16 protein-coding genes are annotated in these 16,383 nt (G+C 40.0%); all 16 read left to right on the forward strand.

Annotated features, from left to right (window positions below):
* Positions 1-450 (forward strand): hypothetical protein (locus ACFFUV_RS22660; protein ID WP_390197968.1); only part of this gene is annotated, 450 nt, incomplete at its 5' end.
* Between the two features lie 83 nt (positions 451-533).
* The gene (locus ACFFUV_RS22665; protein ID WP_390197971.1) at positions 534-3,146 is read left to right on the forward strand and encodes a hypothetical protein; all 2,613 of its coding nucleotides are present in this window, start codon (positions 534-536) and stop codon (positions 3,144-3,146) included.
* Positions 3,146-6,037, forward strand: coding sequence for a hypothetical protein (locus tag ACFFUV_RS22670; protein WP_390197974.1), 2,892 nt, complete (start codon positions 3,146-3,148; stop codon positions 6,035-6,037). Before ACFFUV_RS22665 ends, ACFFUV_RS22670 begins: the two co-directional genes overlap by 1 nt.
* Positions 6,018-9,131 (forward strand): hypothetical protein, encoded by a 3,114-nt coding sequence (locus tag ACFFUV_RS22675; protein WP_390197977.1) that lies wholly within the window; start codon positions 6,018-6,020, stop codon positions 9,129-9,131. Before ACFFUV_RS22670 ends, ACFFUV_RS22675 begins: the two co-directional genes overlap by 20 nt.
* Positions 9,132-9,268: 137 nt before the next feature.
* Entirely contained in the window at positions 9,269-9,511 is a 243-nt protein-coding gene (locus ACFFUV_RS22680; RefSeq protein WP_390197980.1) for a hypothetical protein, read from the forward strand.
* Positions 9,512-9,890: 379 nt separating this feature from the next.
* Positions 9,891-10,361 carry a hypothetical protein gene (locus tag ACFFUV_RS22685; RefSeq protein WP_390197983.1) on the forward strand — a complete coding sequence of 157 codons (471 nt, stop codon included), beginning with the start codon at positions 9,891-9,893 and terminating at the stop codon, positions 10,359-10,361.
* 250 nt (positions 10,362-10,611) lie between these two features.
* Positions 10,612-10,917 carry a hypothetical protein gene (locus ACFFUV_RS22690; protein ID WP_390197986.1) on the forward strand — a complete coding sequence of 102 codons (306 nt, stop codon included), beginning with the start codon at positions 10,612-10,614 and terminating at the stop codon, positions 10,915-10,917.
* Positions 10,914-11,531 (forward strand): hypothetical protein, encoded by a 618-nt coding sequence (locus ACFFUV_RS22695; RefSeq protein ID WP_390197989.1) that lies wholly within the window; start codon positions 10,914-10,916, stop codon positions 11,529-11,531. Before ACFFUV_RS22690 ends, ACFFUV_RS22695 begins: the two co-directional genes overlap by 4 nt.
* Positions 11,532-11,649: 118 nt before the next feature.
* Positions 11,650-12,051, forward strand: a complete 402-nt coding sequence (locus tag ACFFUV_RS22700) for a hypothetical protein (RefSeq protein WP_390197991.1) — start codon at positions 11,650-11,652, stop codon at positions 12,049-12,051.
* 1 nt (position 12,052) lies between these two features.
* The gene (locus ACFFUV_RS22705; protein WP_390197994.1) at positions 12,053-12,277 is read left to right on the forward strand and encodes a hypothetical protein; all 225 of its coding nucleotides are present in this window, start codon (positions 12,053-12,055) and stop codon (positions 12,275-12,277) included.
* A gap of 1 nt (position 12,278) precedes the next feature.
* Positions 12,279-12,779 (forward strand): hypothetical protein, encoded by a 501-nt coding sequence (locus tag ACFFUV_RS22710; RefSeq protein WP_390197996.1) that lies wholly within the window; start codon positions 12,279-12,281, stop codon positions 12,777-12,779.
* A gap of 458 nt (positions 12,780-13,237) precedes the next feature.
* Positions 13,238-13,663, forward strand: coding sequence for a hypothetical protein (locus tag ACFFUV_RS22715; protein ID WP_390197998.1), 426 nt, complete (start codon positions 13,238-13,240; stop codon positions 13,661-13,663).
* A gap of 302 nt (positions 13,664-13,965) precedes the next feature.
* Positions 13,966-14,355: a hypothetical protein gene (locus ACFFUV_RS22720; RefSeq protein ID WP_390198001.1), complete on the forward strand. Its 390-nt coding sequence runs from the start codon at positions 13,966-13,968 to the stop codon at positions 14,353-14,355.
* 91 nt (positions 14,356-14,446) lie between these two features.
* Complete coding sequence (locus ACFFUV_RS22725) at positions 14,447-15,184, forward strand: hypothetical protein (RefSeq protein ID WP_390198004.1); 738 nt, start codon at positions 14,447-14,449, stop codon at positions 15,182-15,184.
* Positions 15,185-15,412: 228 nt separating this feature from the next.
* Complete coding sequence (locus tag ACFFUV_RS22730) at positions 15,413-16,018, forward strand: hypothetical protein (protein WP_390198006.1); 606 nt, start codon at positions 15,413-15,415, stop codon at positions 16,016-16,018.
* A gap of 29 nt (positions 16,019-16,047) precedes the next feature.
* Positions 16,048-16,284 (forward strand): DUF6926 domain-containing protein, encoded by a 237-nt coding sequence (locus ACFFUV_RS22735; protein ID WP_390198009.1) that lies wholly within the window; start codon positions 16,048-16,050, stop codon positions 16,282-16,284.
* Positions 16,285-16,383 lie beyond the last annotated feature (99 nt).

The following is a 16,383-nucleotide window of genomic DNA, read 5'->3' on the forward strand; positions in this document are numbered from 1 at the left end:
ATGGCTTACCGAAGAGGAAAGGGGGAGGGTCAGAAATGGTATGTAAATCCGTATTTTTTTGTTATGGTAGCATTGGAATTGGACCCAGAGATATACGCCAAGGTGATAATATGGTTGCATGATGGATTCATGGAGGACAGGAATGCCGCTGGCGAGGCTTATATCAGGATGAGTTCGGCCGTCGCCAGGTTGGTTAGTGACAAGGGTCAGTTGTCTGATAAGATATCAAGGGTAGCTAAGGCTATTAATTTTATTGTCTTTAACAAGCATGAGAGTGGGATAAGGAATACGGCTACAAAGAATCAGTTAAACGACATAGTAGCTGTAGAGAATGTTATCACCGGGGTTATAGATGGTGGTTTTATAGATACTTATGATAAACTTATAGATTATCTTGGTCATGAGTGGAAAAAGAAATGGGGTAATCCTGTTATGTCTTTAAAGGATTAGTATTAAAGAGACTCATCATTGTCAAATGGTGAGTCTGTATTTTTTTTAAACTATCTTTGTATCAGAACGAAATAATTTGATATATGGGAAAGTATGTAATTAAAAGGAAGATACCTAAATATCAAGATGCTGGGGAAGTTGATCCTGTCATGCCCGGTAATATTGTTGGTCTTCAGGGTCTTGGAGTGGAACCTTTGGTTTCGTCTACCCAGATAGGATTTGATATTCAGCAGCCTGATATTAATACCATTGATACAAGTGATTTGAGCGCTATCGTTGACAGCAATAAGAAGGTTGACGAGTCTGGCAGCACGGATGTTTTTGACTTTACTACTATTCCTTATTATGGCGCTGATGATATAGGGTCTAGATTCACTCAGATGGGTCGTGGTATAGGGCGTATGAGAAGCAAGGGATACGGTGATTTATCCACCGGGGCTAAGACGGCTAATATCGTAGGCACCGTGATGTCAGGTATCGGTGGTGTCTTAGGGTTAGCTAGGAACGTGTTCTCAGGGATGGCGTCAGAGCAAGGCACTCGTACTAATATCAGGCTGGCTCAAGAGCGGGAGGCTAGGCAAAGAAGGCAATCTCAGATGCAGTACAAGGATGGTGGCGGTGTTTATCTAGGACCTAATAATAGGTTCGATAGCGGAAGCCTTACCGGTGAGTATCTGTATCCGTTACCTAAGTCGATGGAAGATCAAGCCAACGTAGAGGTCGAGAAGGGTGAGTACGTGACGCAGCCCGGAGAGGCGCCGATGGAGGCTATGGGGCAGAAGCACGCCGATGGTGGAACCCCCGTTTCCTTGGAGCAGGGAACGAAGGTTATTACCGATGATACTACCATAGAACCGGATTTCGCTAAATACATTAGAGATACGTATGGTATTAAGGCTACGCCGAAGGATACGTATGCCACATTAATGGATAGGTATAAGGCTAAGATAGGTCTTAAATCAGCTTATGATGATCAGAAGAAGGCTTTGGAGAAGCTGAAGAAGAACGATAAGATAGATGACGAGAATACGAGGCGCTTAAACGCTTCCGTATTATCCAAGGCTATAAATGATAGTAACGATACCGTTAATGGCTTAGAGGGAAGATTTACGGACTTCGCTAACGTCATATACAAGGAGCAGGAAGACCGGAAGATGAAGAAGGATGAGGATACGTATTTCGCTAAGGGAGGTGAGATAGATAACATCATATCCAGATCCATGAAAGAATATGGCCTTACAGAAGATGATGTAGCCGAGGCTAAGAAAGAGCTGCTTAAGAAAGTAGCTGGTATTCGTCAGAAGATGGAGAAAGGCGGTAGTTCTTTATTCGATTATCTCCTTACTTTCCGTCCTGTTGAGAACAAGTATAATAATAAGGATAATACGTTTGGGTATCAGCGTCAGGGTCAGGATGGCTCTTATGGCGGTATTAATACCGATGAGAGACTGGAGTATTATAAGACGTTCATGCCTTTGGCTTACGATGCTTATATGAGCGCTCCGAAGGCTACTGCTGCCAAGGCTCTTCAGGATGCTATATACAACACTACTGGTGGGTGGATGGGCTTGGCCACGGCGGAGAACCCGATCATCGCCAACGCCGAGGCGCTTCGGGATTACACGACGCTCGTTTCCTTTGGCGGTGAGGATAGTCAAGGCAATTACCCGGAAGACAAGAAGGCCGCATATCATGATAGAATGAGAGATAATAAGTTTGGTCAATATTCGTCATCTCGTCCTATGATTGGTTTGGATGTAGTTACAGAGGATCAACACAAGGCTCTTAATGACGCCGGTATCACTCATTTCAGTCAACTGTTCTCTGACAAGAATAAAGATATTGTTAATAAGATCCTTGGGGAGGATATGCTTAAGATGCAGGCGTTAAGATCCATGAAAGGCATGGAAGGTCTTGACTTCATACTTGACCCTCACAAGGTGACTCCCGGTCCTATGAATATAGGTGACGTGAAGGATCCCGATGTTAAGCTGGATATGCCTGAGCTTATTGATGCTAGTACCCTTCCTAAGACGAATACCAATACAAATACAGATAAGTCGGATAACAATAGGGGAGGAAGAAATATAGTAGGTGGTGGTCTTGATTTTCCTGAGGTGTTCAGGATGACTCCGGGATCCGTGACAACGGAAGGTCTGGAAAGGCATTACGCTCCTACCGTGGATCCGGTATTGAGATCAGCGGATCAGTATATGGTTGAAGCCAATCGTGCTTTCCAATCACAATTGGATCAGATGGGTAATGTCCCGGATTCTCAAAGAGGAGCTTTATCATCTAACCTACAGGCTATCATGAGTTCTAATATAGGTAGGTATATTAACGAGGTAGAGCAGGGCAATGTCGCTCAAAGAACTTGGGCTGATAATGTCAATTCTCAATCATGGGCGAATACTTATGACAAGAACATAGCGCAACGTCAAGCTTATCAGCAACGGATATTGCAGGGATTGGCTATAAATGACGAGAACTGGGCTAGGTATTTCGATAGCGTCAATGATGAGATTCAGCAGAAGTGGAACACGGCTACGACCATGAATACATTAAGATCTATATTTGGGGATGTTAAGATTGGTCCCAATGGCCAGTTGATCGCAGACCCTCAAGGAGATATATTAAGTTACAGGAGATTATATCCTGCCCAGGAAGTAACTAAAGGCAAAAAAGGGGATAAATAATGGCTTCACAATACAGTATATTAAGGAATTACGGTAAGTACGTATCACCCTACAACATGGATGTCATGATGCAGGGTATGGGATACATGCAGCAGAAGATAGATACCAATCGGCAGGCTATAAATGAGTATGCTGATTATATTATCAATTCTGACATTATAAAACCTCAGGATAGGGAATATCTTCAGAATAGGTTAAATGGATTGATACAGGATGTGAATAACGTGTATCGTAAATCCAATCTAGCTTCTGATGGTATAGCTAGAAGCATACAAGCCCGTCTTGGAGAGGCTTTAGATACCCGTGTATTGAACGCTATCGCCGGTACTAGGGAGTATAGGTCTTTCTCTCAGAAGATCGAAGATATGAAGCTTAATAATCCTAAGCAATATAGTGCCATAAATGAGGCTGTGGCCTTAATGCCGTTTTATGAATGGGTTAATGATGGTCAGGTTGGTACAAGGATGAATCCTATTCATTACACTCCTTATACGGATTACAATGAGGAGATGAATAAGATGATGAAGGATTTCGTCAGTCTTAATAAGGGAAAGAAGTTTTCTGTTCCTGAGGTAGTGGATGGCAAGCCTACTGGTAGGATGAGAGATATTACTGTTGATGAGATGAGTCGATCTCAGATTAGAGCGATAGCCGCTAGATCTATATCCCAGAACGCTAAGGCTCAGATGCAGATAGAGGGTCAGTATTTGGCTGCCACTAATCCCGGTATGTTTAGTGGCATGACTACTGATCAGTTCGTTAATAAATATGTTTCCGGTTTTGACGCTGAGGAGAGCGCACTCTTAGCCAAACTCAAAGGGGCCGAGGCCAGCCCTTCCGCTAAGGCGGCTATTGAGGCGTCACTACAGGAGGTCCGGGAACAGCGCCGTGCGTTAGTGGAGGAGGCTACTTCCTTTATTGGCAATAATATGAACCCGGCTAGAGCGGGGGAGTTTATTGTACGTAATGAATTTCTTGATGGTGTATCCGCTAGATGGTCGTATAACAACTCATCTGAGAACTACATCGCTGATGATTATTACTTTAAGATGAGAGATCTTGATTTCAAGGAGAGAGAGTTCTCGTGGAGGCAGAAATCAAAGGAGATAGATCAGAATCTTAAGCTTAGGGAAGTAATGTCCAAGGAAGCTGGTAATAGCTCTAATATCCCTACAGGTGTTATGATTGAGCTGGAAAAGGTTCAGTCTAATGTTACTCCTGAGAATATATTTGACAATCAATATATTCAGAATGAGAATAATATATCGACAGGTGAGAAGGATTTAATATCATCCATAAATCCTGTTGATCTACGAGGCATAGAGAACGATATACAAAACAATCCTTCTATATATCCTGGTGGTGTTAATAGCGAGAATATTATGGCATGGATCACTAATAATGGCGGTGCGTCAAGTTCTGTATTATCATCAACCCCAAATATGGTGAATAAATACGAGGCTCTTATGGCAGCGAATGATAATAGGAATAGGTATGGTAAGATCATGGATGAGGAAGTTGATTATCTTACAAATGCCTTTGATGTCGCTACGGAAAATATCCTTAATGATGCTGTAAGGGATCAGGACTATGTTACTGGAGGTATTGATACATATACTGACAATGGTATGGTTAATGCGAGGGATGTTGGTAAGAATGGAGCTATTATTGGAGGGAAAGAGTATTCACCAGAAGATGCTTTAAAGGTTTCCGCTATAGCTGGATTGATAAGCGAGAACATCAACTATGCGGATAGATCTATAGCTAATACGGAGCTGATGAGATCTTATATAAATTTGTTAAATAGATATTCAGGAGAAAATTTCACTCTGGAGGATATAAATGATATAGCTAAAACTTATAGTCGTGTAGACAATCCGGTAATGAATAGCGATAATGTCGATATGACTAGTAGGGATAAAATGATCAAGATCTTAGGTAAGAATATGTCTAGAGCTGACGGCCCTACGCTTAGAAGAGAATGGTCTTCATCTAATATAGGTCGTAATATAGCTAAGGCTATTCAGGATTCTAAAATGGTCTATGAAAGAAGATATGACGAGTTTGCTCCAAGATCATGGTCGTTCTCTAATTCTACCAATGCCTCTAAAGAAGATAGGCGTATGCATGCTAAATTAGAGAGTCTGCTTTTGTCAAGAGCTGGTTTCTTGAATAAGGATAAAGATAGCAGGCTTAATAATTACATATTGTATGCTCGTCCTACGGATAATCCCAATACATTTGATTTGGTAGCTATGGCTGGCGGGAAAAATATCGCTACGGTTCAAGTTACTAAAGAGGAATTAGATAGTATGGGGTATAGTTTGTACGAAAGGGAAAGGAATGTAAGATCTGAAGATTACGAATCTAAGATCATCCCTGTATCTTTTTCTGCCACGACCAATAGACCTTATCAGAAATGGGCGCAAGCTAATTCACTTGGCGCTTTCGCTACTATCGAGAATGCGGCTGAGGAGGCTTCTAGGATGGTTGATAAGTACAATATTCAGAACAATGAACTAGCTACATCAGAGCTTAATAAAAGAGCTATTAGGATTATTAATACGGTTTTAAGAAATTACAAATCGTATGATATTAAAGCCAAGGGCTTTCCTGGAGGTGTTGAGGTTGGCGTTTATTTTCACGGGCAGGCTAGGACCGGGACACCTCTAAAGGTGTTGGAATATAATACTGATTATGCTGATAATATCATGAAGATTATAAATATGTGTCCTCAGATGTATCTTACCCAAGCCGTGGTTGAGGCTATCAATAAAGACGTTATTGTTAAGGGTAGAGATATTAATGAGCAGCACTCTGATCTTAGCAATATTCTTTCGGTGTTGGATAAAGAGACTATGGATAAAATAGATGGAAAAAATGAGCAATAATAATAACGATATAGGGAATGTGATGAAGAGTCAGGGATACTATGTCCCTACTCCATCAATTCCATCTCCCATGCCTTCTAAGGATAATATTTCTTCTATCCCTATACCTGTTGGCATGCGCAGTTCATCGGATATGGATAATGATGTTTTGTCTAGAGAGGGAAGCAGAAGTATTCCATCATTAGTAGAGGGTATAAAAAATTCCGTAGAGACATCTTATCATGATGATGTAAAAGCAAGGAATCCGCTTTTTCAGATGATAAACGAGACGGGTATCCCTAAGGGTAATTATGATATAACTGGAAGTAGGATCAACCTTCGTGATTCAAGGTATAGGCTGTCAACAGGTGAATGGATTCCAAAATACGAGAGTTATATCAATAACGTGGATAATGATGATCGTCTGTCAAAGAACCAAAGCGGTTGGGAGAAGACTTATAGAGGATTGGGTAAATTCATCTATAAGTCCACATTGTATGGTATAGGGGGCGTAGGTCAGTCTATATACGGATTAAAGGAACTTGTTACAAAAGGGACGTTATCCGCCATATCTGATAACGGCTTTGCCGATTGGTTAGATGATATGGATAAGCGAGGTGATTATACGCTTAATCATTATTACAGCAAGGAGGAGAGAGATGCCGGGTTCCTTAAAAGCATGCTCACTACAAATTTCTGGACGAATGATCTTCTATCTGGTGCGGCATTTACGGCTGGAGCCGTTTTGTCATCTTACGCCTTCGCTGGAGCTGGTCTTATGAATGCCGCTCGTATGGGGGCTAGGATAGGTGCTACGATTGCCGGTATGGGGAAGGCTGCTTCTGCTACAAAGACCGGGTTTAATGCTATGCTAAGAGCTGCTCGTATAGGTCGTGGTATAGGCAAGGGGTTGGATAACCTGACTTTTATGAGTACTTCTACGCTTTGGGAAGCTTCCGTGGAATCAAGGAGCGGGCTGATGGAGTCTGAGGAAAACTTCAAGCAAGCTTACAGGAACGCTTACGGCAGAGAAGCCTCATATGAGGAACTCATGAAGTTCAGAGCTGATAATGCTGATGCCGCTAACGCTATATTCGCTGCCAATATCGGTATCCTTACGTTATCCAATATAGCTATGTTTGGTGATATGTTTGGCATGGATCTGGGCGTGGATAAGTTCATAAAACGCAATATATTTGGCGTAGGAGCCGAGAGAATGGACAACGGTGCACTAAGGGCTATAACACCAAAGAAATGGCAGAAAATAGCTGGTAATACGTTTAATATCATTAAGCGACCGGTATCTGAGGGTTTGTTCGAGGAAGGTCTTCAAGGTGTTTCCAGTAAGTCTGCGGAGGATTGGGTGGAATCAAGATATAATCCTATGGCCATCCGTCAGAATATAGGTTATATGGAAGCTATAAAGAACGGATTCAAGGAGACTTACGGATCTAATGAGGGCTGGAAGGAGATCGGCATCGGTATGATTATTGGATCGGTTATGGGAGTAAAAAGTCTTGGAGGTATAAAGGAATGGAGCCAAGACATGTCCCGTAACAAGGGGATGGTGGAGGCCTACAACACTAATGCCGGCGCCTTGACCTCGGCGGCCGTCCAAGCTATTCGTGGCAGCATGGCTCTGAACGCTCAATTATCAGGCTTGAAAACGGATAATAACGCTGACGATATACCTAATTCTAGAATCGTAGATAAGACTTTTAGTGACGCTGTATTCAATCGTCTTCGTTATGATCAGGAAATGGGGATGTTAGATGATACTAAGGAGAATTTCAAGACAGTCATCGAGTCTATACCTAATAGCGATATAGCCTCCGATATGAATATGACAGATGAGCAGGTAAATGAGTATAAGTCCAACCTTATCAGTGAGTTCAATAAGAAGGTTGATAATTTTACTATGGCCAGCAGATTTGCCGACTCCCTTACCGATGGTATATCCAATAGATCATTTAACACCTATATCTCCAACATGGCTTATAACGGTCTTGAGGCTAAGGATAACTTGGATGATATCGCTAATCAGTTAGGAAGGATATACAATACGGATATAGGATCTGCTTTAGATATATATTCTCGTCTTAATCCTGATTCGAGTAGGGATCTTGAGAAACTCAGGAAGCTTACAGATGATATACAGAAAATGGAGAAGAATGTTTTGAAGCTTCAGCAGAGTGTCACATCTAAGGAAGCTCTTGAGTCTGATAAGGTCAAGTTAGCCAATGAGAATGATAGACTTCTTAAATTGACGGAGGATAGGATTGCTTTGGAGAGGAGATTAGCTACGTTAGTTAACTCAGAGACAGATATATCTAAGCTGTTATTAAACAGGGATGAATCAAGGATCAGCGCCGCCGATCTTATGGCAGCTTATGAGACTATAGTCGGTTTTGAGAATGCCGTATCTATCCGTGGGGTTGATAATCATAAGGAGGCTATGGCGTTGCTTAGCGAGTATCGTCATAATCTTGTGGCTTATAAGAATATAAACGAGTCACTTCGTCGTATGCGTGACAGAAGATTCATCCGGGCGCAGGAGCGCGGGTTCATGAAGATATTATCGAACGCATGGGGGAAGACTTATGAGGAGGATGACAGCAAGTATGATTTCAGGAATACCGATGATCCTGATGCTAATTCCCTTTATGCCAATGATCAGGCCATAGATAAGGCTTATCAAGATGGTCTTATAGGAGAGGACGAAGCATTTATGTTCAAGACCTATAATCATATGATCGCCAGATCTATGGAGAATGACATCAAGGCTGATGAGGGCGGTATCGTTGAGAATGTACCTGATAATGAGGATATCATAAATCCTTCTGATGATAGAATCAATAATATAGCTATAAAGATATGGAACGGTAATGAGGATATCTTATCTCCTAGGGAGAGGCAGATATATGATAATAACAAGGAAAAAAACAACAAACAAGAAAAACACCAACAAACAAGGGGAACACCTTTCGAGCAAGGGAAACGCCTTTCAAGCAAGGGGTATCTTCCGATCAAATGTAAAAGTTTGCAAGTGGTAGGAGTTTCCCGTCAAGGCAAGGCGGTTGTGAGAGATGGTGGGTATGGTGTTATTGGTGGGTAGATATTGTTTATTAGTATGGGGTGATGCGGAGGAAACCAAGGGGAAACGGGGGCGGCGATGGCGTGGGGTAGGTCCCGCTGGTCGTCCGTCCCTGTTCTCCTTTGGCGTTAGTGTAATATTAAAAATCTGATAGTGATATGACGAAAGAAGAAGCAAGAAACGTATTTGGCGGTAGTATAGTAAATAATCTGCTGTCGCTAGGGGCTGAGCCTACCAACGTGGTAAGGCAAGACGGGTTGATAGAATGGAAAAGTGATGGATATATAGAGGTAGGAGGCGTACAGGTATGGGCCTACTATTACTTTGAGGATGGCGAGGACGTTGATAGATGTGATTGGGAGGATCATATGGAGATAGAGGTAGAGGAATGTTGGATTTAAAATCGGTTGATATGAGATTCATGCATTTAACGGAGCTTAGAGAAAAGGATATATACGTAGGCGACAAGAAGTGCAAAAGAGTAAAAATATATGTAGGCAGGCCGTTGAGGGATACGCCTAAAACCTATAAAGAATAGGCGGATTTGTAGCAAAAGAACTATCCAACGCTTATAACAGCGGTTGTGTTTCCATCTATGAAGCAAAGGATAAAACGCTCAGATATTCGGTTTATCGAGACGGTTGTTTTTATCCTTATTACGGGAAATTAGAGGTGCCAGAATAATACCAAGGGGAACGGGCGGCGGTGTCACGGCGTGGTAGGCTGCGGGTGTCGGCTGCCGTTCTTTCCTTTGGCGTGGTAATATAAAATACTAATAACATGGACGAGATTATAAAATTACAAGATGAGATACTGTCTTATCTTCGTAATAATATTACAAAGGACGAGGCGTATTATATCCTTACGACTGATAAGGATATGATAGAGGTTCTTATATCAGATAAGAAGGACGGAAGCAAACGTATCAAGATCCTTGATATGGAATATACTATCGAGAAGGATGATATGTTATTGCTATTCGATACTGATGGGGTAATAGACGAATGTCTTTTGGTTGCCAGCTATATAGGGGTAAATATGTATTTTCGCAGGCAAGATGTCAACGCTATTTTGTATAACATCAATAGAGAGAAAGTTATGAAATATCCTTACATAGCTATTCAGTTAGATAATATACAGACTATAGAAAAGCGTAGGGTTGTTTTTGAGATCACCGGGCATAGGATGGATGATAACAAAGAGAGAATAGATTTTATGTTTATTTATTTTATGGCAAGATTATGCGTATAAGAAGAACTGTAAAGGAAAGGGATATTATGAAGGTATGGGTATTCGGGTACGATCGGAAACTTATAAAATCGGCGGCGGATTCCGGGTTCAGAAACATGTCGGAGGTATTATCTTACGCTAATTGTATGGCAGGAGATAAGCCTGTAGATCATATTAGGGTCTCGAATGAGAATCGTGGCTGGTGTGGATCGTATACTATATATGGTAGGGAGATAGATTAGTTTGATCGTGAACAACAAAGGAGGTGCGTATGAATAATGTTATAACAAACGCCAATGGCGTGAAGGTAAAAGTAAGGGTGTATGATATTGGCGATGGGGAGATAGATAGATACACGATAATATGTGTAAGTGATAAGGGTAAAGATAGTAGTGGGTTGGTATATTATCCTGTGTTTGCATGCAGCGAAAATCCATTTCATCCACAAGGAATAGGAATATATGTTGGTGATTATTATCCATATAGGAGACATTCATACGATTTCGGTAAAAGAGTTAAGGATCTAGCATCCTTACCAGAAGAGGTGATTAAGTACATAAAAATAATAACGACATGAACGAAATAGTTTACAACAATTACGATTTAGTGGCTTTTGAACAAGATGGAGAAGTGGTAGTGGCCGTAACATTTTACAGATATTACAAGAAGAAAGCTAAGGGCGAGGTTAATTATAGATGGAGAACCAGATGCCCGGAGTTGGTGGATAAGATTGTAAGACACCGTACCAAGGTGTTTACCGGCCAGCTTATTCAGTTAGCGAAGGCGTATGGGGAGAAAAGGGTCATTAAATATCAAAAAACAGGAGGAAGAGGTATGTCAAAATACGACAGGGACGCTATAGAAATATATATACTAGATCATATAGATACTGATAATTACAAAAAGCAGTTTAGATATGATAGGGAGTATCTGGCTTTTATGCTTAACGTGTTTAAGAATGAGTATAAAGAACATATCAAAAGGGATGGGATTAAGAAAGCTTTCGAGGACTACATAATGAGCGTTCCGTCTATATTCAGTATTCATATAGCGAATTGCGATATCAGGTATTTATTACGTTCATGGAAAGTGGAGTTTGATGAGGATGATGATGAGATATACATCTTGTATAAAAAGATCATAAGGGAGGTCTTCTTTAAGATGTGTGATGATATGAACATTAGATTTTAGTTTGTTAATATTGTGACCATGACCTTGGCGGGGTGGAAGGATATATCATAATCGTACGTGTGCGGATATGATCCGGGGTCAGTTCCCGGCACCTTGGCATAACTTAAATGTAAGTAGTATGGAAGATAATATTTTAAAAAGAGCGGCAGCGGAATTAAAAGAAGCCGGTTGCAGGGTTTTCGCATGGCAGGATGATACTTATAATAGAGGTTGGAGTAAGGGTGATTATATAATGTTGTATTACGCCTTCCCTGATTCACCCAACATCGGGTATCTGAGTCATGGAGAATATGGAATGAGTGTAGCATATAGTAGAGCCTATATACCGAGCCGTGGAAGTGGATCGGGATGTGGTATCAAGGAGGAAGCTACGTTCGACCTTGCGACGGCACTGGACGTGCTAAACGAGCCATTACCTAGGTGGTGCAAGTCTTATGGGGTTTATCCAGAACAATATAAGGATATTGATAGATGGTACAATAGCGATAATTATAACAAAAAAATATTTAAGGAAATTTGATATGGAAGTAAAAGATTGGGAAAATTTGGTTTTGAATACAGAAGTAGGATCACATTGTTTTGTTACGCTGATTGATGATAAGGACATCAGTAGAGGTTATGCGCAAATCAGACGTGCGGAGCATTTCGGGTATAACATCTGTTTTACAAGGTTATATGGGAATAAGTTCTACTTCGAGAAGATAGAGGAAGGACGTACACAACAATATATCAATAGGAGGAAATAAGATGGTGATAGAATTTGATTTTGAGATATACAAAAACGGAGATTACGATAAGGTATATCTCCGCAACGGGAAAGAGGCAAGAGTATTATGTGATAATGGGAAGGGTAATAGTCCTATGGTCGTGATGATTGAGGATGATAAAGCGGATGATTATATTATTCTTCGTTATAACGAAACTGGCAGGAGGAATATCAATGGTCAATCGGATCTCGATCTTATGTTATCGGTAAAAGAACGGGAACCAGAATTATGGGTTGTTGTCATATCTTATATGGATAATAAGGATAAGAGACAAAAGATGGTCTTGCCTAATTTTTTCTCAAGGGATATAAGAGGATATATATATCTTCAAGGAAGCTCTAAATCGAATGTATCATATTATGTTGGCAGGTTAGAAAAAGATGGGTGTTTCGATGAGCTATGCGAGAAGATAAGGGTAAAGAGAGATCGCATTTATAACATGGAAATAATATCACTATCAGATGACGAGACGGCAGTTTAACCAGTTGATAAATGATCTGGACGGTAAAAACCCGTTTATCGTGTTGCATAGGGATGCCGTTGCGCCTAAATACGTGGGCGTGGAGGTCTCGAAAGAAGGAGTGGTATATAACTACTCGGTTATAAGCATAAATGACGAATATAAGCCTAAAAAGGCTCTTATTTCGAAGATATTGGGTATAGCTGATAATCTTAATGGCGATAGCGGCTTGAAAAAGGAATGATTGAGTGTATTTATGACCATAATAATAAAAGTTGTGTACTGATACGAATGATATTGGACGGAGGATAAATATGGCAGTATGGTAATAGACAGGTTTATGTCTTAATATCATAATATTCTGCTATTATATCCTCTTTTTGGGTAAGGAGTATAATAAATAATATAAATATCTTGGATATGGGGAGAATTAACATAGGTGATAAGATCGTGAATAATAATTTTGATATGGATAAGATATGACAAGATACTTGCTTATGATGGCTATGGTGGTACTGACACCACCAAAAGGAAACGGCGGCTTGCCCCACGCCCCAAGGCCTGCCGTGGTAGAGGCACGGGTATGGGATAAGCTGGCGGCCGCCCTGTCTTTCGTGGAGTCAAGGGATGATGATCGAGCGTATAACGCCTCATCCGGGGCTTTAGGGAGGTGGCAAATGAAAAGGATATACGTTGATGAGGTTAATAGGATATTGCGCCTTAAACGAGAGAAAAAGCGGTACAGGTATCGTGACAGGACGAATCCTGTCAAGGCTAGGGAAATGTTCGAGATATATCAATCTCATCATAATCCTAAAAAGGATATAGATCGGGCTATAAGATTGCATAGGGGATTGCATTCTCCTATGTATGTTAAAGAGGTTAAACGTAAATTAAGGGAATAATATGAATCGTGAGGTATTAATAAGTATCATTAATAGAGGTAGAATAAGGTTTATCCCAGTAAGAAAATGTTCGTTATGTGATGAATATGTAGGATATAAATTCGTTAGGATGTGTGATGGAAGTATGATACCGGTATTTTCTAGTGGATGTAGGTGTTGTGGCATAAATAATGGGACGCTATCAGAAAGGACTTGGGATGAGGTGCTTGATCTTGTCGAAACGGTACAAAATAAGCCTATGTATGAGAGAACGGAGGAAGATGAATTTATATTAAATAGTTTAATATAAGGAGGTATTGTATATGAAATGGGTGATAATAAAAGGCGTAAGGTATCCTATGTCCGTGGTGTCGGCATTCGCCGCATATTACGGGAACAATCCGTTTCTGAAGATAAGGATAAGGAACAAATATCACATAATTTCTTTTGATAATTTCGATTATTTGAATATCCAGATAAGGTATTTGATTAACAACTATCCTGACTTCGTGCAGATAGGGAATTGGTATATATCCAAGAAGCAGGTGATGTCGTGGGGGCCCAAGGGGCAGGCCGTGGACGGATCGGGCTGGGTTATATCCTTCACCCTGTCCTTTGGTTTGGAGAACAGTACTCAAATTAAGTTCGACAAGGAAGAGGAGTATCAAAGAGCTTTAGATAGTTTAAATGAGAAGTTCAATGTAATATTATGAGTTGTATCATGAAAACCATGATACTTAGAGGAGTATTGAGACTGATAGCGATCAAGGCAAATGATGTTGTTTAATTAAAAAATAAATTGTTATGGAAATAAGAGAGCATTTATCGGTTTATCTAGAGAGTGGATATCTTTTTGACGATATGTCAGGAAAATTAAAGTGGTTTGAGATTGATAAAATCTTGATCAGTTTTACATATGGAGTAGTTAGATATGTAGGAACATGGGGAGGATGTGGGGCTGAGAAGACATTAGATGGGAAATTATTTTATTCGTCCGAAGAATGTTTTAAAAAGGATAAGAGCATCCCTAAGACAAAACTATCAATATATGATGTTTTTAAGTCATTATACGGATTCGCTCCAATAGGTGATGTGTGGAAATACAAAAACGGAAGAGCTGTCAAGTGTAAGTTGGAATGTTTTGATGTTGAAATAGATAATAAAGGAAAAATTTATTGTAAGGAAACATATTACAGAACATGTGAAGATGTGTATAAATTCAATGACTTGACTGTAGTTGACAAGAATGGAGACATGAGATTAGTAAAATCTTCAAAAAGTAAATTAATGCTTACTAATGATCAATTAGAGGTTGTGGAGAGAATGAAAGGCGTCATTGATGACATGGTTAGGTTAAAGATGATTATGTATATTGATCAAGACTATAATCTTTGTTTTCTGCCGGGAGATAAAATAGAAGATTTGACAATGGATGAGACAGATGGATTTGTGGATACCACCGGTATAGTGACATCTATAAAATCTAAGAATGTAATAGAATTTTATGTAGAAAACCCATTTGTAAAGATAAAGGATGAGTAATATCTGAATCTGGATTGTGGTGGTTCGTGAGAATAGCCACAATCATATCTCTAAACGTGAACATAAGGAGGTACGTATGTCATTCGATTGACGTTAGGGATCTAGTTATATTAAAAGAGGAGGGATTATGAAAGAGATTGTATTAAAACTGTATGAGTTTATGAGCTGTCAAAAGATTCACAAGAAAGGATCATAGAGCGTGAGCGCTGGAATATAATGGATTGTTGCATGGAAGCTTATGGTGCTGATTATATAAGCACCATGAAGTCTTTTGGGGATCTGACAAATACTGAGGCTTATGGCTGGGAAGTTGGATATACGAGGTATGATTTTAGATTCAAATTCAAGTACAATGATCCTATATACTGTCATCCAACTGATTATGATAAGGATATATATCCTAATAACTTATGTGGCAAATTACTGTTCAGGTATATCAACAACAACATTATGCCACGTATTATCAAGGGCAGGTATTTCTCCACGCCATGTAAATATGTTGATGGGAAATACGAGTACAAGCACAAATATAGTAGGGTGATGTTTGACTATGGAGATAATTTCCCATTGACAGGGATGTGTTATGATTTATATCTCCTGAAACCTATAATTGATTATTACAATGCATGGTGTACTTATCCGGAGGGTTTTTCTTTAGAGGATCTGATGGGACAATGTTATGATAACTTCTTCAAGTCATGGCATGAGGAATATGAACATTGGGTTGACGATGAAGATGCGATACGTGAGGAGCTTCATCATAACCAGTATGAGGGTCAGCTTTATTATGAGAATGGGGAAGCGCATGCCGGTCCATTGAATAAAATAGAATGAAAAGGTAGTAATTGTAAATTGATAAAGTTATGAATATAGAGATAATAAGATATAGGCTTCCGATTTATTGGATTGGGGCTTTGATTAATGGTGACTACACTGGAATATCTAACGAGGAAGCGCAAGAAGTTGATGACTTTGTAAAACATGCAGATGGTTGTCCAGTTGGTGTGGATTGGGGAACAGAAGGTTTTTATTCGTATAATGACGCAAACGCTATTGGCGGAACTTGTGTCGATGTTATTTTTAGCAAGTATAATCAATAATTAACACTCAAAACTTAATAGATATGAACAACTCTATGGTCGCTCATTTGTGGGCAAACGAAAAGAAAGAATCCGCAAGAGGTAGTAATCTTTTCTTTG

The sequence above is a fragment of the Vibrio olivae genome (assembly GCF_042428525.1).
GTDB lineage: Bacteria > Pseudomonadota > Gammaproteobacteria > Enterobacterales > Vibrionaceae > Vibrio > Vibrio olivae.